29 protein-coding genes are annotated in these 18360 nt (G+C 59.2%); 15 read left to right on the forward strand and 14 right to left on the reverse strand.

Going from position 1 to position 18360, the window contains the following annotated elements; all coding sequences use genetic code 11:
- Positions 1-23 precede the first annotated feature (23 nt).
- From EYC95_RS21250 to EYC95_RS21320, 13 genes are all read right to left on the reverse strand, one after another.
- Positions 24-386, reverse strand: a complete 363-nt coding sequence (locus EYC95_RS21250; protein WP_131062083.1) for a Mor transcription activator family protein — start codon at positions 384-386, stop codon at positions 24-26.
- Positions 383-850, reverse strand: coding sequence for a gp16 family protein (locus tag EYC95_RS21255; protein ID WP_131062084.1), 468 nt, complete (start codon positions 848-850; stop codon positions 383-385). The genes EYC95_RS21250 and EYC95_RS21255 overlap by 4 nt, the downstream gene beginning before the upstream one ends.
- A gap of 184 nt (positions 851-1034) precedes the next feature.
- Positions 1035-1559 (reverse strand): hypothetical protein, encoded by a 525-nt coding sequence (locus EYC95_RS30315; protein WP_178083849.1) that lies wholly within the window; start codon positions 1557-1559, stop codon positions 1035-1037.
- Between the two features lies 1 nt (position 1560).
- Positions 1561-1833, reverse strand: a complete 273-nt coding sequence (locus EYC95_RS21270) for a hypothetical protein (RefSeq protein WP_131062086.1) — start codon at positions 1831-1833, stop codon at positions 1561-1563.
- 1 nt (position 1834) lies between these two features.
- Positions 1835-2461, reverse strand: coding sequence for a DUF3164 family protein (locus EYC95_RS21275; protein WP_131062087.1), 627 nt, complete (start codon positions 2459-2461; stop codon positions 1835-1837).
- Positions 2448-2933, reverse strand: coding sequence for a hypothetical protein (locus tag EYC95_RS21280; RefSeq protein ID WP_131062088.1), 486 nt, complete (start codon positions 2931-2933; stop codon positions 2448-2450). The genes EYC95_RS21275 and EYC95_RS21280 overlap by 14 nt, the downstream gene beginning before the upstream one ends.
- Complete coding sequence (locus tag EYC95_RS21285; RefSeq protein ID WP_131062089.1) at positions 2930-3247, reverse strand: hypothetical protein; 318 nt, start codon at positions 3245-3247, stop codon at positions 2930-2932. Before EYC95_RS21285 ends, EYC95_RS21280 begins: the two co-directional genes overlap by 4 nt.
- A gap of 1 nt (position 3248) precedes the next feature.
- Positions 3249-4430, reverse strand: a complete 1182-nt coding sequence (locus tag EYC95_RS21290) for an ExeA family protein (RefSeq protein WP_131062090.1) — start codon at positions 4428-4430, stop codon at positions 3249-3251.
- Positions 4430-6205 (reverse strand): DDE-type integrase/transposase/recombinase, encoded by a 1776-nt coding sequence (locus tag EYC95_RS21295; RefSeq protein WP_131062091.1) that lies wholly within the window; start codon positions 6203-6205, stop codon positions 4430-4432. Before EYC95_RS21295 ends, EYC95_RS21290 begins: the two co-directional genes overlap by 1 nt.
- 3 nt (positions 6206-6208) lie before the next feature.
- On the reverse strand, positions 6209-7144 hold the full coding sequence (locus EYC95_RS21300; RefSeq protein WP_131062092.1) for a hypothetical protein: 936 nt from the start codon (positions 7142-7144) through the stop codon (positions 6209-6211).
- A 10-nt stretch (positions 7145-7154) separates the two neighbouring features.
- The gene (locus EYC95_RS21305) at positions 7155-7457 is read right to left on the reverse strand and encodes a helix-turn-helix domain-containing protein (protein ID WP_131062093.1); all 303 of its coding nucleotides are present in this window, start codon (positions 7455-7457) and stop codon (positions 7155-7157) included.
- Positions 7454-7933 carry a hypothetical protein gene (locus EYC95_RS21310; RefSeq protein ID WP_131062094.1) on the reverse strand — a complete coding sequence of 160 codons (480 nt, stop codon included), beginning with the start codon at positions 7931-7933 and terminating at the stop codon, positions 7454-7456. The genes EYC95_RS21305 and EYC95_RS21310 overlap by 4 nt, the downstream gene beginning before the upstream one ends.
- 355 nt (positions 7934-8288) lie before the next feature.
- Positions 8289-8501 (reverse strand): DNA-binding protein, encoded by a 213-nt coding sequence (locus EYC95_RS21320; protein WP_131062096.1) that lies wholly within the window; start codon positions 8499-8501, stop codon positions 8289-8291.
- Between the two features lie 35 nt (positions 8502-8536).
- Here EYC95_RS21320 and EYC95_RS21325 point away from each other — a divergent pair, with 35 nt between their 5' ends.
- The 15 genes from EYC95_RS21325 (at position 8537) to EYC95_RS21395 (ending at position 17650) form a co-directional block, all read left to right on the forward strand.
- Entirely contained in the window at positions 8537-8998 is a 462-nt protein-coding gene (locus tag EYC95_RS21325) for a hypothetical protein (RefSeq protein WP_131062097.1), read from the forward strand.
- A gap of 9 nt (positions 8999-9007) precedes the next feature.
- On the forward strand, positions 9008-9436 hold the full coding sequence (locus EYC95_RS21330; protein WP_131062098.1) for a hypothetical protein: 429 nt from the start codon (positions 9008-9010) through the stop codon (positions 9434-9436).
- Between the two features lie 243 nt (positions 9437-9679).
- Positions 9680-10231, forward strand: a complete 552-nt coding sequence (locus EYC95_RS21335; protein WP_131062099.1) for a hypothetical protein — start codon at positions 9680-9682, stop codon at positions 10229-10231.
- Positions 10232-10343: 112 nt separating this feature from the next.
- Entirely contained in the window at positions 10344-10844 is a 501-nt protein-coding gene (locus tag EYC95_RS21340; protein WP_131062100.1) for a structural protein, read from the forward strand.
- On the forward strand, positions 10841-11059 hold the full coding sequence (locus EYC95_RS21345; protein WP_131062101.1) for a hypothetical protein: 219 nt from the start codon (positions 10841-10843) through the stop codon (positions 11057-11059). Before EYC95_RS21340 ends, EYC95_RS21345 begins: the two co-directional genes overlap by 4 nt.
- Complete coding sequence (locus EYC95_RS21350; RefSeq protein ID WP_131062102.1) at positions 11056-11268, forward strand: hypothetical protein; 213 nt, start codon at positions 11056-11058, stop codon at positions 11266-11268. Before EYC95_RS21345 ends, EYC95_RS21350 begins: the two co-directional genes overlap by 4 nt.
- Entirely contained in the window at positions 11255-11869 is a 615-nt protein-coding gene (locus EYC95_RS21355) for a lysis protein (RefSeq protein WP_131062103.1), read from the forward strand. Before EYC95_RS21350 ends, EYC95_RS21355 begins: the two co-directional genes overlap by 14 nt.
- A gap of 72 nt (positions 11870-11941) precedes the next feature.
- The gene (locus EYC95_RS21360; protein WP_256656985.1) at positions 11942-12091 is read left to right on the forward strand and encodes a TraR/DksA C4-type zinc finger protein; all 150 of its coding nucleotides are present in this window, start codon (positions 11942-11944) and stop codon (positions 12089-12091) included.
- Entirely contained in the window at positions 12088-12393 is a 306-nt protein-coding gene (locus EYC95_RS21365; protein WP_007969405.1) for a hypothetical protein, read from the forward strand. Before EYC95_RS21360 ends, EYC95_RS21365 begins: the two co-directional genes overlap by 4 nt.
- Entirely contained in the window at positions 12390-12683 is a 294-nt protein-coding gene (locus tag EYC95_RS21370; protein ID WP_131062105.1) for an ArsR family transcriptional regulator, read from the forward strand. The genes EYC95_RS21365 and EYC95_RS21370 overlap by 4 nt, the downstream gene beginning before the upstream one ends.
- 2 nt (positions 12684-12685) lie before the next feature.
- The gene (locus EYC95_RS21375; protein WP_131062106.1) at positions 12686-13237 is read left to right on the forward strand and encodes a phage protein Gp27 family protein; all 552 of its coding nucleotides are present in this window, start codon (positions 12686-12688) and stop codon (positions 13235-13237) included.
- Positions 13234-14838, forward strand: coding sequence for a hypothetical protein (locus EYC95_RS21380; protein WP_131062107.1), 1605 nt, complete (start codon positions 13234-13236; stop codon positions 14836-14838). Before EYC95_RS21375 ends, EYC95_RS21380 begins: the two co-directional genes overlap by 4 nt.
- Positions 14835-16331 carry a DUF935 domain-containing protein gene (locus EYC95_RS21385; RefSeq protein WP_131062108.1) on the forward strand — a complete coding sequence of 499 codons (1497 nt, stop codon included), beginning with the start codon at positions 14835-14837 and terminating at the stop codon, positions 16329-16331. The genes EYC95_RS21380 and EYC95_RS21385 overlap by 4 nt, the downstream gene beginning before the upstream one ends.
- Position 16332: 1 nt before the next feature.
- On the forward strand, positions 16333-17163 hold the full coding sequence (locus tag EYC95_RS21390) for a phage minor head protein (RefSeq protein WP_131062109.1): 831 nt from the start codon (positions 16333-16335) through the stop codon (positions 17161-17163).
- Positions 17164-17173: 10 nt separating this feature from the next.
- Complete coding sequence (locus EYC95_RS21395; RefSeq protein ID WP_131062110.1) at positions 17174-17650, forward strand: phage virion morphogenesis protein; 477 nt, start codon at positions 17174-17176, stop codon at positions 17648-17650.
- Positions 17651-17771: 121 nt separating this feature from the next.
- Here EYC95_RS21395 and EYC95_RS21400 read toward each other — a convergent pair whose 3' ends face one another.
- Positions 17772-18182, reverse strand: a complete 411-nt coding sequence (locus tag EYC95_RS21400; RefSeq protein ID WP_256656984.1) for an RES domain-containing protein — start codon at positions 18180-18182, stop codon at positions 17772-17774.
- Between the last annotated feature and the right edge of the window lie 178 nt (positions 18183-18360).

An 18360-nucleotide genomic window follows, 5' to 3' on the forward strand; every position in this document is an offset into this window, starting at 1 on the left:
CCGTGCAATAAGAGACGCCCCGCTTAGTCGTCATCCAGCGGGGCGAACATGTCAACCTGACGGCGGGCAATCTCATCCTTTCGGACTGCCTTGACGATCTTGTAGATCCACTGGAGCGACACGGCGTACTTACGCGCCAGATCGCTATGGTTGGTGCCATTGAAGTCGTCGAAGATCTGGCGATCACGACGGCTCAACTTGACCGAGAGCCCCATCGGGAAATACAGGTTCTGGCCGCCCCAGTGCGCCGCCATGCGGTCAGAGACTTCCTGAGCAACATGGCGAGCGGCGGCTTCCTCCATCGACACCAGCTCTACGAGCGCGACCGCAATGTGTTCGGTGAGATCCGTCAGCAGTTCGGGGCCTTTGCTTCTGAACTCTGTCATACACCCTCCTGTGCGGCGGCCGGGGCCAGCTCAATACGTTGCTGCCATTGCTTCAGACTTTCGATGACGCGACTGGCCTGCGAACCCTTGAGCCATTGCAACGCGGCAACGCCGGTCATGTTCAGAACGAACTTCGCCAGCGCCTCCTCGGACGGATCGCGCACCGCACCGAGGCCGTGGAGAGTGAGCCACAACGACCGAATCTTCCGCGACTGCCCGTCGTCCGCCTTCGGGCGTTTCTGCCCCTTTATTGGACGAACCGTAAACCCGCGCTGCTTGAGTTGTTCCAAAACCCGTTGCAGGTTTGGAACGCTCAAGTCAGCGGAGGACGTCGCGCCGTCCAATCCCGTCATGCTGGCCAACATCAGGCGGAAAGTGTCGTCATCCATGCGCAGATCGCGCCGGGCAACGTGGATCAGCTTGATCAAAGACAGCCGGGCTGGGTTGGCAGGCGCTTTTTTCACCTGGTACCTCCCGGCCGCGAGCGCGTGCCGTCTTGCCGCTCGTTCCGCGTCGCGTGGATCTGCTGACGGATCTTGCTGCATTTAACGTGGTTGCCGATGACGCGAGGCCGTTGGCACTGATCGCAGACTGCCTGGAACTCCAACACCCCGGACGTGAGTTTTCCTGTGCTTGTAGAGGTCATAGTCAAGCTCCTCCGTGCGCAATGTCTGGCGCTGTAAGCTCCTCGACAACAAACCATGTTTCTGGATCGAGTGGCACTCGGCCGCAGGCACTTAGAAGCTCTCCGTTCTCCCCCCGATGAGCCCAACCGATGCAGCTTTCGTCAGTTGCATAGCGCAACTTCACGGTTGTGCCATACGGAAAAAAGGTCGGCGACCGTGACTGCTTCATCGAGCTTGTTTTCGGTAGGCTATAGACGGGAGCCGCATTCAAGAATTCTCTCCACGCCCCTTTCCACGACGGCTGGAAGAACTCGCGGTCGTATTTCGCCACGGCGCGTATCATTTCGTCTGTTGGTTCGACTGGAACAACCTTCCAGCCGGCAGGCACCTCGTTCGGTTTGGTGAGGATGGCCCGCAGTTCCTGCCCGGCTTTAACCCATTCCCCAGCGTAATGGTCACCAGCGCCAAGATATTTCTCTAGGATCGCTCGTGGCACACTTACCGTTTCGACGGACTCAATCGTCGGCGACTGTTTGCTGTCATTCATTTCAGACCTCCTCATCGGCGATTTGAAGAATTTCCAGCGGGAACTTGCGAAACAGATCAAGGGCCGTTGCTGCGCCGGCTTGGAACCCTTTCCGCTCGTCTCCCACTAGTTCGGAATAGCTGCCGTCCGGGAGTCGAAGTTGTAGGCCCACGTCGTCCATCGCGTTCACGATCATTTCCAGCTGTTTTATCCGAACCGCGTGCCATTCCTGCGGCGAGCTGAGGATCTGTATGGCCTCTGGATCGTAAACATCTGCCTGAAGTTGTTGAGACATATCACACCCCCGCCAAATCAAGTGGGATGGCTTCGTACCGGTCGGTATCCCCAACGCGCTTGTAAAACCGGATATAGCTCCGGCTGCCCGCCACCTGGATCGCATCGCCTATAGCTTCCATAGCCTTTTTCCAGCGCGGGTCATCAATCTCGTGCCGGCGTAGCGACAGGATCCGCGCCGTCCGCAGCTCGCCGTTGCGGTCGGCCCGAAACGCGTCATTGATAAGCACTCGGACGCCGGGGTGAGAGTTGGCCGTCCACTCATGGGCGCACTCATCGAGCAGCGCTTTGGCGGACTGAAGATGTTCATTGAACTCAATCTGATCCTGGTTGGCGCGCATCAGTTTGTAGCGGCCGTCATAACTGATCAGGGTCAGATTGCCCTTCGTTCCACGCGACACAACGCCGTACTGTTCTTTGCTGATCTGTTCCAGCGCATCGATATCGCCAAACACGCGCTCTTTGAAGTTGAGCAACATCGCGCTGATGGTCATCGCCTGGTCGATGGCTTCCGTTACCAACTTGTCGCGTAACAAATCCGTGGGCTTGATGGACGCCTCAGGCACCAGACGCCCGAGGGCGTCGACGCGGTAACCGGGCGGGACTTGCAGAATGTCATTGGTGGTCATTGGTTTTACCCTCCAGAATTTGGCGGAGCTGTTGCGCAGCGCGCCGGCAAGTTTCCTCAGCGCCCAGACCGCTGACCTGTAGAGCCAAGCGCTCTGCGCCGCCGGCCTTGTCGTAAACGGTGACTACCCAATCGCTGATCCGGTTGTAGCCAATCTCCAGCCACAAGAACGGCATCACCGCGAGGGCTTGGTCAAAGGCGTCCAACAGCTCGGCCTGCCGAACAACGCGCTCCCCGGTGCGAACATCCAGCGAGATCAGTGCCCGCCGGAGATGGCGGTCGGCGTCGTGAAACCGTTTTTCTGCTATTGCGGCGCTGGCCGACGACAAATGCTCAGACGCTACGGATGGCCGGTGAACATGCTCAAGCACGGTCGATACGTGCTTCATGGCATCTGCCCAGGACATGGTCGGCAGCTCAGTCCAAACGGCGTCCTGCAGGGCTTCAATCGAACTATCGAGGGACTGGCTCATTTGTCTTGCTCCTTTACCAACGTGAACCAGACAACGCCAACGCCCCGGATCGTCGCGGTATTTCGGGCGAGCCGCCCTTCGGCGATGCAGCGCATGCCGCGAAGTTCATGGCCAAAACGCCGCGACAGCAGATCGAGGCTGTGGGGATCAACGAATATTTTGTGATCCGAAAGCACCAACGCCTTGATGACAATTCCCACTTCACGCATGTCGCGGGTCAGGCCGTTGAAGGCTGCCAGCTTCTCCGGAAATTCCTCGGTGAGGATGCTCAGCGGCTGAACTGGCGGAGGGGTGACTAGATGCACTGCGGCCATGTCACACCCCCTTGACTACGTCAGCGGTGACAATTGGCACGCCGAGGTGCGCAGCCAGGTTCAGTGCCGCGATCATCAGGTTGCCGATGGCCAGCGGGTACAGCAGCGAAACGGTCTCATCGCGGCCGCCGCTACGCTTCGGCTGGGACAGGCGCGCAGCAATTTCCCGAATGCCGCCCTCGTCAATGACCTCGGAGAGCGCCTTGCCAGCCCGGTCGAAGCGGAATTTCAAGAACTCTTCCAGCCGGGACGTTTCAATCGGCGTCAACGTGACCCGCTCGCACCGCTGTACAACTTCGCGGACATCAGCGTTGCGTTCGCTCAACTTCACGCCTAGCTCGGGCTGGCCGATCATGATGATGCTGACCAGTTTGGTGAACCCAACCTCCAGCTCCAGAATGCGCTTGAGGTGCTTGAGCGTAGGAATCGGCAGGCTGTGAGCCTCCTCGATGACCAGGCAATGCCGGTAGCCGGCGGCGTGGGATTCCTTCAGCGCCTTGTGCAATTGGGCGAAGCGCGCCTCGGGGCTGCTCTTGGGTTTGGCCAGCGGCGCAACGGCGGCCATCATTGACTCGGCAATGTGCGTGCTTTTCAGCGATTTGCCCTTGGCGTCGTTGTCCTCGGAGGCCAGCACATAGGGTTCAATGATGATTACCGGGTCGTTGTTTTCGGCGATTCGGTTCACCAGATCACGGCGAAGCGTGCTTTTGCCCGCGCCCGACTCCCCCTCGACCGCGAGGAAGCCGCCATGGCGGGCGGTCTGGTACATCACCTCCCGGACATAACGAATATCAGGGCTGACCCACATGTCCTGGGCGCACTGCAACTCATCAAAGGGGTCGCGAAACAAGCCATAGGCTTTGCGGGTATTTGGCTGAAGGGTCTGTTTTGGCAGTAACATAGGTTCGTCCTCCCCGGACGGCTCTTTTTTAAGGGCCGGATCTGTCGTGTTGGCGCACGGCAGATCCACTTCTTCAAATGCGTTGGCGATATCGGCGTCATTGGCGCCGGACTCGGTCAGGAACACGCGAATGCGCCCCTGTAGTTCGTCACTGTCCAGGCTGCGCGGCCAGTGGCCGTGGTTCAGCAACTGGGCGACCGTAGCGCCGCTGAGGCTCAGCGACTCGGCCAAGGCCGATTGAGGGCGGCCCACCTCCTGTAAAATTTTCTTCAGCTTCAACATCACTCACCTCCAACCGCTGCCAGCACCAGGCTGAACGGTTTGCGCATGACCTCAACGGGTCGTTTCAGCTCAGCCTCGACGGCGTCGAGCTGCTCTTCGGGAACTCCTTCTGGGTAACGCTGCTGTAGCCATCCAAACGTTTCCGCCGTCCAGAGGTTGCCCAAGCGCGGGCGCAAAAGCTTCGCGGCTTCGACTTGACTCAGCGGGGCAACTTCGACGGTTGGGGCATTGACGTTGAGGCTGGTGCCGCGCCGTGGCATATAGGCGGGCAGCACGGTGTCGTTAACGTGTTTGTGCGGATCGATCAGGCCGCCGAACGGCACAGCCTTGGCCTTGCGGGCCGCTTCGGCGTCCGCCTGATTGGTGGTGCCGGTCGCGATTTGCTCCAGCACTTTGCGCGAGAGTTGGGCCGGCGTTTCGGCGTGGCGCTTGTACGTTTCGCCGATGGTCGCAGAGGTTTCAGCAAAGCCGAATTCATCCACCCCGATTCGCTCGATGACGTGGTAGTTCTCGCGGCCATCGGCTCCGACCAACACGGCAATGGCCGTGTCCTTGTCGCGCCAGCAGTTACGAGTAATCAGCAGTTTTTCGCCGACCATCACCTCCGGCACCGAGCTGACGTCGAACTGGGCGCCCCGGAACGAGACACGCAACAGGTTGCTGACTTTGCGGTATTCCGGCGTGCTGACCGCCAGCTCACGACAGACTTCAACGCTTGGCGCGAAGCGCAGCTGATCCTGCTGGATCAATTGCCAGACGCCATAACGGGTGCGCCGGGTGCGGGTATGGATGGAAGTCGCGTTGAAGTACCGCATCCACTTGCCAGCCCAGGCATTGATCTGCTCCAGGCTTTCAGCCGCCTGAAACTTGAGCGCACTTTCAAACTCCCGTTCAACGATGTTGTGCGCCTGCTCAACCTGACCCTTTGCCCGCGCATTTCCGACCTGGTTGATGATCAGGTCGATGGACATGGCGCGGCAGAGGTTGCGGAAAATCCCGCTGGTCATCGCCGCGCCGGGGTCGGTCATCAGCATCCACGGCACGCCGTGGAACGGATCTGACTCGCCGCGCTTCTGCATTGCGTTGATCAGGACGTTGCACAGGTTCTCGGCCGACTCGGCGCCCAGGACGTACTCCACGTAGAGCGTGCCGCTGGTATGGTCAGTAATCACGTACCGCCACAGCCGCTGGCGTTCGATCTTCTTGAGGTTGCCGGGCTTGCCGTCGTAGAACTCGGCCTTGTTCATCACCCGCGCCCCGTCATCAGCAAGGTAGAACTGAGTTGAGATCGACGCATCAACCTGCCAGACGTGGTTGGGATGTTTGCTCGCCAGCGAAACCGCTGGCGCGTCATGCAGCAGTTGTTCCGGGTGCAGCTTGTAGCCGCGTAACGCACGGTTGATCGCGCCGTTGGTCAACGGGCGAAACTCACCGGTCTGCTCGTCGAGACGGCCGGCCATGATCAGGCTGTTGCTGCGCAGGCGCTCCACGGCCCTTTCTATAGTCGAAAGCTGTTTATTGTTGGCGCGGATCGACTCAAGTAAAACAGCCGAGATAAGCCGTGCTTCGTTGAGAGGAAGTGCGCTGCAACCCGCGTCACTACGACGCTTACGGGGCTTCACCACGCGGACCTCCTTCAGCTTGCGCTGTAAGGTTTGTACGGACATACCCAGCTCGGCAGCTCCCGCCTGGTAAACGGCAGTACGCTGACCGTGGGGGGCGTTCTCGGCGCGTTGGGCGATTTGAGCCAACTGCTGGAGCTGTACCGGGTTCATGGATTAAGCCTCGGCGGCCGTCAGCCAAACGGGGGCGGCGCCATCCGACTGCGTGGGCAGGTTGAACTCGCTTCGCACGGTTGCCAGAGTGGTTTCGAGTTGTTGAATCAAGTCCGCCTGATAGGCGCGGTGGTCCTGGCCGTGTTCAGCCGCATGCTCAGCCATTCTGGTGAAGCCCTCGCGCAACTCGCCAAGAATCTTGGCCTCGACCTCAAATTGCAGCGCGACCACTTCGGTGCGTAGCTCTTTGATGACCTCGTCCGGCGCGGCGGTTTGAATGCGCTTGCGGTGCTTCTCCAGCTCCTGCTTGGTGCTGTCCAATTCCTTGGTCTTCTTCGCCATGACTTCGCCTTGGGCTTCATAGTCGGCGTTGACTTCATCAAGGCGCTGAGTCAGCTCCTCTTTTTCCTTGGCGTGTTTGGCGATGACCTCTTCGGCAAGGTCAAGAAACGCGTCTTTGTCGCCGGCCTTGGCAACCTCGATCAGCGCCGCCTGTTGATCTTCTGGAAGGCGCCGGTATTGGCGCAGTTCGCGGTAACCGATGCCCATGCGGGACATAGAGTCGAGTGCCTCTTCGCCGAATGCCCGAAGGTTCGCGATGTCCCGGTCAACCTGATCGACAGAGCGGCCCAGCAAGGCGCAAAACTCATCCCAAGTGCCATTCATAATTTCCGCACCGTGCGGACTTTTACGCCCGGCAATAGCCCGGTAGAGCTTGTTTTCTTTGACGAAGGCCAGTTTGGAAGTCCGCACCGTGCGGGAAAACTCCTCAAATGCGCCGGCCATTTGAGCTTGCCCCAGCAACTGATTGACCATGTCCCGCTCATCGCTGTGCGATGCCTGGAGGGTTGCCATTGCGTTCTGTTTAGCCGTCAACATGTCGCCGTCCAGAACGGGCAGATCAGCAATTTCTACGGGTTGGGTTTTGGTACGTGCCATAGGGTTCTCCTTAGTTCATCGATCCAGCGGCAACGCGCTGGTTGATTTCATGTAGGCGCCCGGTCAGACGGGCCATGTGTTCTGCGTGGGCTTGCGCGATTTGAAGCATCGAGATGGAGTGAGCAAAGCGGCCGTTATCGAGCTTCACCGCGAAGCCTTCCTCGATCAGGGTCTGCACCGCCCGCGTAACGTTGCTCGGGCTGTCTTGAGTCAGTTGAGCCAGCTCGGTGTTACTGAGCCCGGTCACGGTGTGGCCCTTCAATGCTTTGAGAACGCGCAGAACACGGCCCGCGCCGGATGCGGTGCGGCTCATGGCTGCCCCTCCAGTTCAAGTTGTGGGTGTTGGGTTTGGCTGACATTGCCCCGGTGCCATGCAAGCCCCTCCATTGCGGCTTGAATCGCCGCCAATGTTTCGTCGGCTTCGCAGTTCTTCGAATAGAAGGCCAGCAGCTTGCCGGCCGCTGTGGTGAGTAGCTCTTGCAGCGCCTGCGTGTCCTGAGCGGTGCAGTGCCGGCCTGTTGGGATAGCAATGGTCAATTGACCGGCGCTGGCGGCGATCCAGCGTGTGACGTAATCGCAGCCACAAACGCGTTCGTAGGGGCGGATCAAGTTGGCCGGCATGCGGCCAGTTTGTAACCATTTGTAGACTGACCAGTGATCCGCGACCCCCATTTCATCGGCGATCCGATCCACGCTTTTGTTTTGGATTTCCTTGGCGAAGTCCTTGCACAGCTCAAGCGCGTGGCGCAGGGACGTTGGCTGCATGTTTTTCCAGCGACGGCGGCTCATTGGAATGTTCCTACACGGGCGTCTTCCAAACAAAAATCCGTTTTGCACATAGGCAAAAGGATTACAGCGGGTGCAAATTTTTGCGGTACATTCGCAAACGTGGACATGAGAAATGACCGACCGTATTGAAAGGCTAGAGGCACAAGTGAACGCACTGGCGCAGGGCTGGTTACGCCTTGCCGCGATTCTTGAGGTTGAGGGGCTAGTGACGCCTGGTCGGATTGACCGAGCGCTGCGACCCATTCAGTGGCCAGGACAACCGATTGAGGCCGAGGCAACAAGAACGCTTGCCTGGCTGTGTGATCAGTTGGCCGAAGCGCGTGATGCCCGCAGGACTTCCGCTGGAGGGTGATCATCAGGCGGCCATCGCTGGGGTTGGTTTGAGGCCGAGCTTTACGGCGATGTCATGCGCCTTGCCATAGTTGGCTTTGGCTTGGCCGTTGAGTACGCGGTACACCTCGTTACGGGTGTAGCCGTTTTCGGTAGCCCATTGGGTGATGGTTTTGCCTCGTTGGCGAAAGTTTTCTTTCACCTGGTCGGCGGTTAGGGCTTTGGCATGGGTGGCCATGGTGGTGGCTCCTGTGATGCAAAGATGATTGCTGTTTGTTTGATTTATTTTGGTGGGATATATACACCGTGTCAACTGATTTGGTGGAACATTTACACCTTCGCCTGCGCGAAGAAATTGATCGTTGCGGCCTTTCTTTGGCCGCAGCCTCCCGTGCCGCCGGCGAAACAAGCCCGCAGCGCTTGAAAGAAGTGGTTTCGGGCCGGCAAAAATGCCCGGCCGACCTTGTGGCGAAACTGTTGGTTATCGGCGTGGACGCGCAGTACGTCTTGATAGGCGAACGCACGCAGGCCGCGAAGCCGCAATTGGCTCCAGATGAGGAAATGTTGCTGGACGGATACCGCGCATTAGATGCAGCCAGTAAGAAACGCATGCTTGCCAGCACTATCTTGGGCGAGCCAAGCGGTGCCGTTGGGGCTCAGGCGTCGACCAATACAAAAGTGTCTGGCTCTGGTAACCGTGTAGCGGGAAGGGATTTTCATACTACGAAGGAATGAGGTAGGGAGATGCACATAGACGGACATAACAACAGGGTTGCAGGGCGTGATTATTACGAACAAGCCACACTTAAACTGACTCCGGAACAGCTCGCGCAGCTTTCCATTAAACCGTGCGTCAAGTGTGAGACTCGGGTAGTAGCTCTCGGGGTCACTACGTGTAATCACTGCCGGCGCAAGGCTCAGGCCGAGGAAAATTACAATAAATGGGTTCGCTATGGATTTGTGGTGTTCCTTATCTGGGGCACGCTGCTGACGCGTGAGCAGAAAAGTGGAACCCACGTAACACCGTTTCACCTTCTGGAGCTTGGGGTGACAGCGGTGGGCATCGTCGTTGTCGCCGTCGCATCGTGGTTCATGATTCGAATATTTTGGTTAGAGCATGGCGATGATATTTCTAAGTCGCTGACTGACGCCGTGTCTCGATTATTCAAATAACAGACGGTGCAGAAGCACCTCAAAAACTGCCATAAAAACAAAACCCAACATAATCAGGGAGTAAAAAATTGAGAAGGATTAAAGAAGAGAAAGGCCAAAAACCTAGAGAAGACGGCCAAATCAGTAATAACCCGGATATCAAGCGCCGCCGTCCAAGCTTTGAAGATCACAAGGAGCGTGGGGGATTCCCGGAAGTGGTAGATACCGTCGCCCCTCCGAAGGACCGCACTGGAGGTAACGGAAATGGCGGACGAAGCTGACCTCAACGGCCGCTGGAACGCGATACTTTTCGGTATTCGCAGATCGTCCCGATATCACCAGCGCAGACGCGGCTTTTTTGATCGGCTTGACCGGTTCTCGAATATTACGTCAGTAGTTTTTGGATCAACGGCATTTGTGGGGGTTCTACAAGGGCCTGATACGAAAGCCCTTGCGCTCTGGGCATCCGCCGGGCTCGCAGTTCTAGGGGCCGTAAACCTGGTGTTTGGTAGCGCCGTTCGCGCTCGCGATCACAGCGACTTTATGCGTAGATACGTTGAGCTTGAACAGCGAATGCTTCAACCCCCATCCGAAGAACTTTTGCGTTCCATAAAAGCCGACAGATTAAGCATTGAAGCGAACGAACCGCCCGTACTGCATGTACTCAACTGCATCTGTCACAACGATCAATTGCGGGCAGAAGATGGTCATCCAGAGGAGTACGTAATTATTGGGCCTATCCAACGATTCTTTTCTCCGTTATTCGATATTTGTGAAGGTTCGCTTAAGAAGGTAGGAGACACGGTCAAAAACTGAGCCGAGAGCTCTTTAAACCCGATTAAAAGCCCTCCTGTACCACGCCGCCCATCATGGCGGCGTGTGTATTTCTGGCGCCCGGAAACTGCGGCGCCGTTACAGGAGGCGTCCCATGCGACCCGAATCCCCTCGCGGTATCCGCAACTTCAATCCCGGCAACATTCGCCACGCCAAAGGCGTGCGTTGGCAAGGCATGGCCGCTACTCAGTCCGACGCGAGCTTCGTCCAGTTCACGGGGCCGCGCTGGGGCATTCGCGCCATCGCCCGCGTGCTGATCACCTACCAGGACAAGCGCCAGGCCGCCGACGGCAGCCGGATCGACTCCGTGCGCGAGATCATCGAGCGTTGGGCGCCGGCCACCGAAAACGACACCGAAGCCTACGTGCTAACGGTAGCCCGTACTCTGGGCTTCGCTCCTGACTTCGAAGGCGTGGACGTCTACGACTTTGAAGTCATGCGCATTCTGGTGCCGGCCATAATTCGGCACGAAAACGGCGCCGGCCCGTTGCCCGGCGGCGGGTGGTATGGCGACAGCCTCATTGCCGAGGGCCTGCTGCTAGCCGGGATCGAACGCGGCGCAACTCACGGCCAAGCCGCGAGGGCGCCCGCATGAACCTGATCTCCAATTGGCGCCGCTGCTACAAGCTCTACAGCGTCCAACTGGGGCTGTTGATCGCGCTCTTCGGGGTTGCTCAACTTGAGCTACTGCCTATGTGGGAGGCTCAGCTTTCGCCGAGGGCCTACGCCGCGCTCAACAGCGGCTTGGCGCTGGTTCTGTTCATTGCCCGCCTGATCAAACAAGGCCCGGATCAGGGGGCGCTGAAATGAGGCTGAACCTGTTCGGCCGCGTATTCAGTGCGCTGCTTGCCGGCCTCTTTGGCGGCCATTCTTGGGCCGCCCCCTTTGCCGTCGCCGGCACATGGAACGGCCCGCAGGTCGTTCGCTTTTGCCGCCAAGGCAAGACCGGAATTGCCGCCGCTAAACGCCTGGCCCGCAAATCACGCAACCGTCAGAGGCAACGCCATGGCCGCGCTTGAGGGGCTTGTGTGGCCGCGCTCGGCGCGAATCCTCGCCATCGTATTCGCGTGCCTGATAAGCGCGATTGCCGGCGGCGCGGCCGCCGCAATGCTCGCATTCAAGTACGGGAAATCGCTGGCGGATACAGACCTGGCCAACTTCAAAACCGAGCAGTCAGGCAACGCCGCGAGGGCGGCGAATGAGAGCCGCGTTCTGCTGCTTCAACAAGTCGCACGCGTCAACGAGGCCGAGGCGCTGATGTACGCGGCCATCGACCAATTCGCCGAAGAAAAACGCCAACTGCAGGAGCGGATTCCCCATGTCACGACCCAATACATTTCGGCGCCTGGCGCTGCGGCTAAGCCCGTTCCTCATTGCGTGTTCACTGCTGGCTGGTTGCGCGACTTCAACGCCGCCCTCGGCGTGCCCGCCCCAAGAGCCGGCGCCGCTGACGCCGCATCTAAAAAAGCGGCCTGGCCCGCCCCCGGCACTGACGCCGAACTATTGGAAAGTGGCGTCACTCCGGCTGACATCCTTGCCCACGCTCAGGATTACGGCGAGTGGGCACGCACCAACCTCGCCCAACTCAATGAGCTGCTCGATCTACGAGAACAGGACTGACGCCATATGGCTGTAGGCGACGTTTCGGAAGACGACAGCGAAGAGGCAATAACGCGAGTACGACAAAGCGAGATGTTCATCCGCTCTGGCGTTTCAGCCTACCGCTGTGAAACCTGCGGCGAAGCGATCCCCGAGGATCGGCGCCAGAACGAACCGGGCACGGAACACTGCGCCGATTGTATCGACGCGCTGAAACACTTAACACGGCGGGGCTTTCGATGAACATGAATGAAATGAACTTCGGTTTCCAGACCGTGCAATGGCTGATCCTGACGGTACTCGGCATTTACACCTGGCTAACCAAACGCCAAGCGGCGAGCGCTCAGGAACTGCTGGAGCTGCGTACCCGAATCGTCGCCTTGGAGGAACACGTGCGGCACCTCCCTGACCAGACCGCCGTGACCGACTTGCTGGGCGATATGAAGGCGGTACGCGCCGAACTGTCGGGGGTCAAGGATGCACTTGGCCCGTTAGCCCGTTCATTGGACCGGATCAATGACTACCTGCTGCGAGAAAAGACATGACCCAATATTCCGACTTTCTGCGCCAAGACATGCGGCTGGTAATTCTGCGCCTATTGGTGGATATGCCCGGCTACCGGGCCAACAGCTCGGTGCTGAATACGGCCCTCGATAACTTCGGCCATACCGCCAGCCGTGACCAGGTGAAGACCGAACTGCAATGGCTGGCCGAGCAAGGCGCCCTGAGCATTTCCGACATCGGCCCGGTGCTGGTGGCGACTCTCACCGAGCGCGGGCAAGACATCGCCGCCGGCCGCGCCCGCGTTCCCGGCGTCAAGCGGCCGGGGGCCTGACCATGGCGGGCAAATCCTCGATTAACCGCCTGCCGCCGATGGTCAAGGCGTACATCCAGAAGCTGTTGCGCGATGACCGCATGACGCTCGACGACATGTTGGCCGATATCCGGGGACGCTTCCCCAACGAGAAAACCCCGAGCCGCAGCGCCTTGGGCCGCTTCAAAGTTGGCTTCGAAGAACTGACCGAAAAGGCCCGCCAGCAGCGCGAAATGGCCGAGGCATTTGTGGGCGCGTTCGGCGAGGATTCTTCGGACAAGACCGGTGCGCTGCTGGTCGAAGCCATCTCGACGTTGACCTATCAGGCCGCCATGGGCGCCCATGAAAAGGACGAGGTCACCATTGCCGAAGTGTCCGCACTTGCCCGCGCCGCAAAGGCCACCATGGAAGCCCGGACAATGAGCGTTAAGGAGCGCCAGACCATCGAGCGCGCCACCCGCGAACGCCTGCTCCGCGAGCAAGCGGCCGAACTGGATAGCGCCGTGAAAGCCAAAGGCATGACCGAAGATCAAGCCATGTTCTGGCGTCAGAAATTCTTGGGCGTGAAGCAATGAAACCCTCGGCCAGCACCCTACGGGTCGTCGAGTGGGACGAACTTCCGCCAAGCGTTCGCCAGATCCCGGAAGGCTACAACCCAGTCGCCGAAGGGATTTTGATGGCGCACCAGGCGGACTGGTTGCGCATACAAGCTCAGATCAAACTTTGCGAGAAAGGCCGCCGCACCGGCATCACCTTTGCGGAGGCGCTGGACTCCGTGATTACCGCAGCTTCACAAAAGTCTGCGGGCGGCATGGACTGCTTCTACATCGGCGACACGAAAGAGAAAGGCCTCGAGTTCATCGGCTACTGCGCCAAGTTCAGCCGCGTGATGGCTGAGGCTCAAGCATCCGGCGTCAGTGAAATTGAAGAGTTCCTGTTCGATGACCAGGACGAAGCCGGCAATACCCGGCAGATCAACGCTTACCGCATCCGCTACGCCTCAGGCTTCAAAATCGTTGCGCTGTCCAGTAACCCGGCCGGCGTTCGCGGCCTGCAAGGCAAAGTCATCATCGACGAGGCGGCATTCCACCGCGACGTTTCCGCCGTCCTCGACGCCGCCACCGCGCTCCTGATCTGGGGCGGCCGCATCGTCATCATCAGCACCCACAACGGCAAGGGCAACGCGTTCAACCAGATGGTCAACGACATCCGGGACAAGCGCTACGGCGACGGCGCCGAGGTCTACCGGGCAACCTTTGACGACGCGGTGGCCAACGGATTGTTTGAACGCGTGTGCTTCATGGCCGGCAAAGAAGCCACCGCCGAAGAAAAGGAAGCCTGGTACAAGAAGATCCGCAACGCCTACGGCCCACGCAAGGCGCAGATGCGGGAAGAACTCGACGCAATCCCCCGCGACGGCAACGGCGTATGCATTCCGGGCGTCTGGATCGATGAGGCCATGCGCCCCGGCCGTACCGTATTGCGCCTGGCGCTGCCAGACGACTTTACACAGCAGCCCGTTCACCGCCGCGATGCCTACGTTGAGGACTGGATAGAGCGGAATCTGGCGCCACTGGTGAGCCAACTCGCGCCAGATCTGCGCCACTACTTGGGTATGGACTACGCCCGCCACCGAGACTTTTCCATCGCGTGTCCGATGTCGGTCGACCAGGCCCGCCACCGGGACGTGCCTTTTGTCATAGAAATGCACCGTGTCCCCGCGCGCCAGCAAAAGCTGGTGCTGTTCTACACCCTGCGCCGTCTGCCTCGCTTTAGCGGCGCGGCGCTGGATGCCTCGGGCAACGGCGAAACGCTCGCCGAAGAGACCGCCGATGAGTTCGGCCACAACCTCATCAAACAGGTGAAAATCAGCCGCGCTTGGTACGGCGCCTGGATGCCAAAGTTCGTCGGATTGTTTGAAGACAACACGATCACCTTGCCCCAAGACGACAACCTGCACCAGGACGTGCGCGCCATCGAGACTGTCGACGGCATCCCGATGATCGTGAAGGCCCGCTCTCAAGACCTCAAAGACCCGGACCTCTACCGCCACGGCGACTTCGCGGGGGCCGGCGCGCTGGCCAACTTCGCCACGCTGGAAGTCACCTCTGGCCCGGTGTCGGTCAAATCACGCCGCCCACGTCAGGGCAAACGAATGACTCAGGGGTACGCATGAACAAGAGAGGCTTGTGGGTCAGCCCCACCGAATTCGTCAGCTTTGCCGACGCCAAGCGCAACTCGGCGCTTGAGCAACACATCGCCACCCGTAGCCGATCCAGCGCGGGCGGATTCAGCGGCGCCAATTTGCCCAACCCTGACCCTATCCTCAAAGCTCAGGGGAAGGACGTCACGGTCTACCGCGACCTGCGCAGTTCGGCATTGGTCGGCGGCAATGTGCGCCGCCGCAAGGCTTCTGTGTTGTCTCTGGAGCGCGGCATCAAGCGCGGCGATGCGTCCACCAAAGTGGAGCGTTTTATCCGCGATTGGCTTACCGATCTCGACCTTGACCGCATCATCCGCGAACTGCTCGATGCGCCGCTGTTCGGTTATCAACCTGTGGAGCTGATGTGGAAGCCTGTCGGCATGAACCTGGTACCAGAGGATCTGCTCGGCAAACCGGCCGAATGGTTCTTCTACGACAAGGACAACGAACTGCGTTTTCGCTCCAAGGAAGCGGGCCAGGACGGCGAGCTTTGCGACCCGCAGCGCTTCATTGTTGCCCGGCAGGATGCCACCTACGCCAACCCTTACGGCTTCCCGGATCTGAGCATGTGCTTTTGGCCGGCGACCTTCATGAAAGGCGGCCTGAAGTTTTGGGTTCAGTTCACCGAGAAATACGGCAGTCCGTGGGTTATCGGCAAGCACCCACGCGGCGCCGCCGATAGCGAAACTGATTTGCTGCTCGATAGCCTTGAGGCCATGGTGCAAGACGCCGTGGCGGCTATCCCGGATGATTCCAGCGTGCAGATTATCGAAGCCGCCGGCAAAGCCGGCAGCGCCGAGGTCTACCGCGAATTGCTGGAGTACTGCCGGAGCGAAATCAACGTCGCCATGCTCGGGCAAAACCAGACCACCGAAAAAGACAGCAACCGCGCCAGCGCTACGGCCGGCGCCGAAGTCACCAAAGACATTCGCGATGGCGATGCCGGCATCGTTGCCTCCTCACTGAATGCGTGCATTCGTTTGGTCGTTGACCTCAACTTCGGCACCGAGGTGGCGGCGCCGTTGTACGAGTTGTGGGAACAGGAAGAAATCGACAAGACGCTGGCCCAGCGCGACAAGGCGCTGACCGAGTCTGGCGTGATGTTCACCGACGCTTATTGGAAACGCACCTACAACCTGCAGGACGGCGATCTCGCTTCGGCGTCGGCCGGTGCTGATTCGCCAGAGTTCGCCGAGGCGACCGTGCGGCCGCTACTGGATCAAATCGCCCTCGACCAGGCTATCGACAGTCTCCCAGCCGAAGTACTTCAACAACAGGCCGAACAAGCCGTTGCGCCATTCATCGAAGCCCTACAGCGCGCCCGCGATGACTCGGAGGCGCTCGGCCTGTTGGCCGAAGCGTTCCCGCAGATGGACGCGGAGACCCTCCAGCAACAGCTCACTAACCTGTTATTCGTTGCTGATACCTGGGGCCGGCTGAGCGCCAGCGCCGACCGGGAGGATTGACATGGCCGCCTCGGATAAACGCCTCAGCCCGACCGACCTCAAAGCCATCTTTGGCCTAGAACCCGCGAAGGCCATCGCCTTCCTCAAGTTCAAAGGCTACGCGATCACCTGGAACTGGCAGGACATGCTCGACCAGGCTCATGACAAAGCCTTCACCGTCGCCAAGGCTATGCGCCTCGATCTTCTTTCCGACATTCGGGCGGCACTGGAAACCGCGCTGCAGGACGGCCAGACGCTCAAGCAGTTCATCACCAACATGCAGCCGACGCTGGAAGCCCAAGGCTGGTGGGGCCAACAGGCCATTGTCGATAGCGAAGGCGTCGGCGAGCTGGTGCAACTGGGCAGCCCGCGCCGGCTCAAGACGATCTATCAGACCAACCTGCAGAGCGCCTACATGGCCGGCCGCAAGGCCGAGATGGAACAAACCACCGAGACACACCCGTACTGGATGTACGTGGCCATCCTCGACGGCAAGACCCGGCCAAGTCACCGGGCATTGCACGGCCAGGTGTTCCGCCACGATGACCCGATCTGGTCGGCGATCTTCCCGCCCAACGGGTTCAACTGCCGCTGCCGCGTGGTTGCATTGACCGAGGCGGCCGTCAAACGCCGGGGTCTGACCGTCGTTTCGAGCGCGGGCCGGTCATTCACCGAAACGGTCGAGACCGGAACGGACAAGCGTACCGGCGAAATCAGAACGGCCACGGTGACCGGCCTGCGTACCACTGATGCCGAAGGCCGGGCCATTACCTTCCGTACCGATCCGGGCTTCAACCACGCACCAGGCGCTGGACTGGTCGAGGCGTTGAAGCGCAAAGAAGCGGCCGTATAGGAGGCGCAACATGATCACCGTCGATATTGAACACCAGCGGCTGCAGGATGCTTTGCGCAAGGTCGAATGGGCGGTCGGGGATCTTGCGCCGCTGATGCGCAGCGCCGCCGCCGAGCTGCTGAGCCAGACCGAGGAAAACTTCGAAAATGAGGGGCGGCCCGATTGGGCTGACTTATCGGATGTCACCACCGGGCGTCGGGAAAAAAGCGGCAACTGGCCCGGCCAGATCCTTCAGATCAGTTCGGCGGGGTTGGCGGCATCTGTCACCAGCGCTGCAACTGACAGTTCAGCGCTGGTCGGCAGCAACAAGCCCTATGCCGCGATGATGCACTTCGGCGGCGACAAATCGGAATTCCCGCACCTGTGGGGAGACATTCCGAGCCGGCCGTGGTTGCCAATGGATGCCGAGGGCATCATCCAGCCCGAAGCAGAGGAAGCGATTCTTGAACTAGCCCTGCATCACCTGCGGAAAGCCGCACGGCTGTAACGCTCTCAGAACATCTATGGAGCCGCTACGGCTGCGGTGCATTGATTCCTGCCATGGAAAACCGCCGTAAACGCTTTATAAAGCCTCCAGCTATCAAAAAAGACGCATGCACAGCGCAGGTTCAATAGTCTCGTTCAAAAAAATCGTTGAGATCGCTTTCGAGCTGGCCATCGATGACCTTCGTGTCTTTCGTTTTGACCATGACTTGTTCGATGGTGTGAACCATCAATGACTCAGGTACGAACTCAATCCCTGGGATAGCCGGCGTGCTTTCTGGGGAATACCAGCCGTTTTCGTCAGCAATTGGTGGAAGCGGCTCTGTCGAGATGACCTGGGAAAAAAACACTATGTTCTGGCCGCTCTTATGTTTGTCTTGGGCAGACGCAAAAATGACTCCTTCAATAGGCGGCACGTGCTGGGTAGCAAGGTATTCAGCGATCACCTGCGTTTGCAGGTACTCATGCTCCTGATCGGGTACGACAGGATGGCTGATGATGTTGTGAAAGCTTTTCAGAAACTGTCGGCGTTCCATTTTTCGACGGTAGTCGGGGTCAAAATAACTTAGGATTTTGCGGTCGTAAGCGAGGGTGTCCCTGATTTTGTGTAAACGGGATTTCTATTAAACCGTTAACAGCCGATCTTCAAACTGGATACTGAAGCGATTCAAAGCCGCTTTCCAGTCCCGGATCGGCATTGTCCACTTTTTGCTG

It is taken from the genome of Pseudomonas sp. BGI-2, from assembly GCF_004310295.1.
In the GTDB taxonomy this organism is placed as follows: Bacteria; Pseudomonadota; Gammaproteobacteria; order Pseudomonadales; family Pseudomonadaceae; genus Aquipseudomonas.

What these genes read in the sequence shown, in the direction of transcription:
- EYC95_RS21250 (WP_131062083.1), bottom strand. Translation starts at nt 386, where the DNA reads ATGACAGAGTTCAGAAGCAAAGGCCCCGAACTGCTGACGGATCTCACC.
- EYC95_RS30315 (WP_178083849.1), bottom strand. Translation starts at nt 1,559, where the DNA reads ATGAATGACAGCAAACAGTCGCCGACGATTGAGTCCGTCGAAACGGTA.
- EYC95_RS21270 (WP_131062086.1), bottom strand. Translation starts at nt 1,833, where the DNA reads ATGTCTCAACAACTTCAGGCAGATGTTTACGATCCAGAGGCCATACAG.
- EYC95_RS21275 (WP_131062087.1), bottom strand. Translation starts at nt 2,461, where the DNA reads ATGACCACCAATGACATTCTGCAAGTCCCGCCCGGTTACCGCGTCGAC.
- EYC95_RS21280 (WP_131062088.1), bottom strand. Translation starts at nt 2,933, where the DNA reads ATGAGCCAGTCCCTCGATAGTTCGATTGAAGCCCTGCAGGACGCCGTT.
- EYC95_RS21285 (WP_131062089.1), bottom strand. Translation starts at nt 3,247, where the DNA reads ATGGCCGCAGTGCATCTAGTCACCCCTCCGCCAGTTCAGCCGCTGAGC.
- EYC95_RS21290 (WP_131062090.1), bottom strand. Translation starts at nt 4,430, where the DNA reads ATGTTGAAGCTGAAGAAAATTTTACAGGAGGTGGGCCGCCCTCAATCG.
- EYC95_RS21295 (WP_131062091.1), bottom strand. Translation starts at nt 6,205, where the DNA reads ATGAACCCGGTACAGCTCCAGCAGTTGGCTCAAATCGCCCAACGCGCC.
- EYC95_RS21300 (WP_131062092.1), bottom strand. Translation starts at nt 7,144, where the DNA reads ATGGCACGTACCAAAACCCAACCCGTAGAAATTGCTGATCTGCCCGTT.
- EYC95_RS21305 (WP_131062093.1), bottom strand. Translation starts at nt 7,457, where the DNA reads ATGAGCCGCACCGCATCCGGCGCGGGCCGTGTTCTGCGCGTTCTCAAA.
- EYC95_RS21310 (WP_131062094.1), bottom strand. Translation starts at nt 7,933, where the DNA reads ATGAGCCGCCGTCGCTGGAAAAACATGCAGCCAACGTCCCTGCGCCAC.
- EYC95_RS21320 (WP_131062096.1), bottom strand. Translation starts at nt 8,501, where the DNA reads ATGGCCACCCATGCCAAAGCCCTAACCGCCGACCAGGTGAAAGAAAAC.
- EYC95_RS21330 (WP_131062098.1), top strand. Translation starts at nt 9,008, where the DNA reads ATGCACATAGACGGACATAACAACAGGGTTGCAGGGCGTGATTATTAC.
- EYC95_RS21335 (WP_131062099.1), top strand. Translation starts at nt 9,680, where the DNA reads ATGGCGGACGAAGCTGACCTCAACGGCCGCTGGAACGCGATACTTTTC.
- EYC95_RS21340 (WP_131062100.1), top strand. Translation starts at nt 10,344, where the DNA reads ATGCGACCCGAATCCCCTCGCGGTATCCGCAACTTCAATCCCGGCAAC.
- EYC95_RS21345 (WP_131062101.1), top strand. Translation starts at nt 10,841, where the DNA reads ATGAACCTGATCTCCAATTGGCGCCGCTGCTACAAGCTCTACAGCGTC.
- EYC95_RS21350 (WP_131062102.1), top strand. Translation starts at nt 11,056, where the DNA reads ATGAGGCTGAACCTGTTCGGCCGCGTATTCAGTGCGCTGCTTGCCGGC.
- EYC95_RS21355 (WP_131062103.1), top strand. Translation starts at nt 11,255, where the DNA reads ATGGCCGCGCTTGAGGGGCTTGTGTGGCCGCGCTCGGCGCGAATCCTC.
- EYC95_RS21360 (WP_256656985.1), top strand. Translation starts at nt 11,942, where the DNA reads ATGTTCATCCGCTCTGGCGTTTCAGCCTACCGCTGTGAAACCTGCGGC.
- EYC95_RS21365 (WP_007969405.1), top strand. Translation starts at nt 12,088, where the DNA reads ATGAACATGAATGAAATGAACTTCGGTTTCCAGACCGTGCAATGGCTG.
- EYC95_RS21370 (WP_131062105.1), top strand. Translation starts at nt 12,390, where the DNA reads ATGACCCAATATTCCGACTTTCTGCGCCAAGACATGCGGCTGGTAATT.
- EYC95_RS21375 (WP_131062106.1), top strand. Translation starts at nt 12,686, where the DNA reads ATGGCGGGCAAATCCTCGATTAACCGCCTGCCGCCGATGGTCAAGGCG.
- EYC95_RS21380 (WP_131062107.1), top strand. Translation starts at nt 13,234, where the DNA reads ATGAAACCCTCGGCCAGCACCCTACGGGTCGTCGAGTGGGACGAACTT.
- EYC95_RS21385 (WP_131062108.1), top strand. Translation starts at nt 14,835, where the DNA reads ATGAACAAGAGAGGCTTGTGGGTCAGCCCCACCGAATTCGTCAGCTTT.
- EYC95_RS21390 (WP_131062109.1), top strand. Translation starts at nt 16,333, where the DNA reads ATGGCCGCCTCGGATAAACGCCTCAGCCCGACCGACCTCAAAGCCATC.
- EYC95_RS21395 (WP_131062110.1), top strand. Translation starts at nt 17,174, where the DNA reads ATGATCACCGTCGATATTGAACACCAGCGGCTGCAGGATGCTTTGCGC.
- EYC95_RS21400 (WP_256656984.1), bottom strand. Translation starts at nt 18,182, where the DNA reads ATGGAACGCCGACAGTTTCTGAAAAGCTTTCACAACATCATCAGCCAT.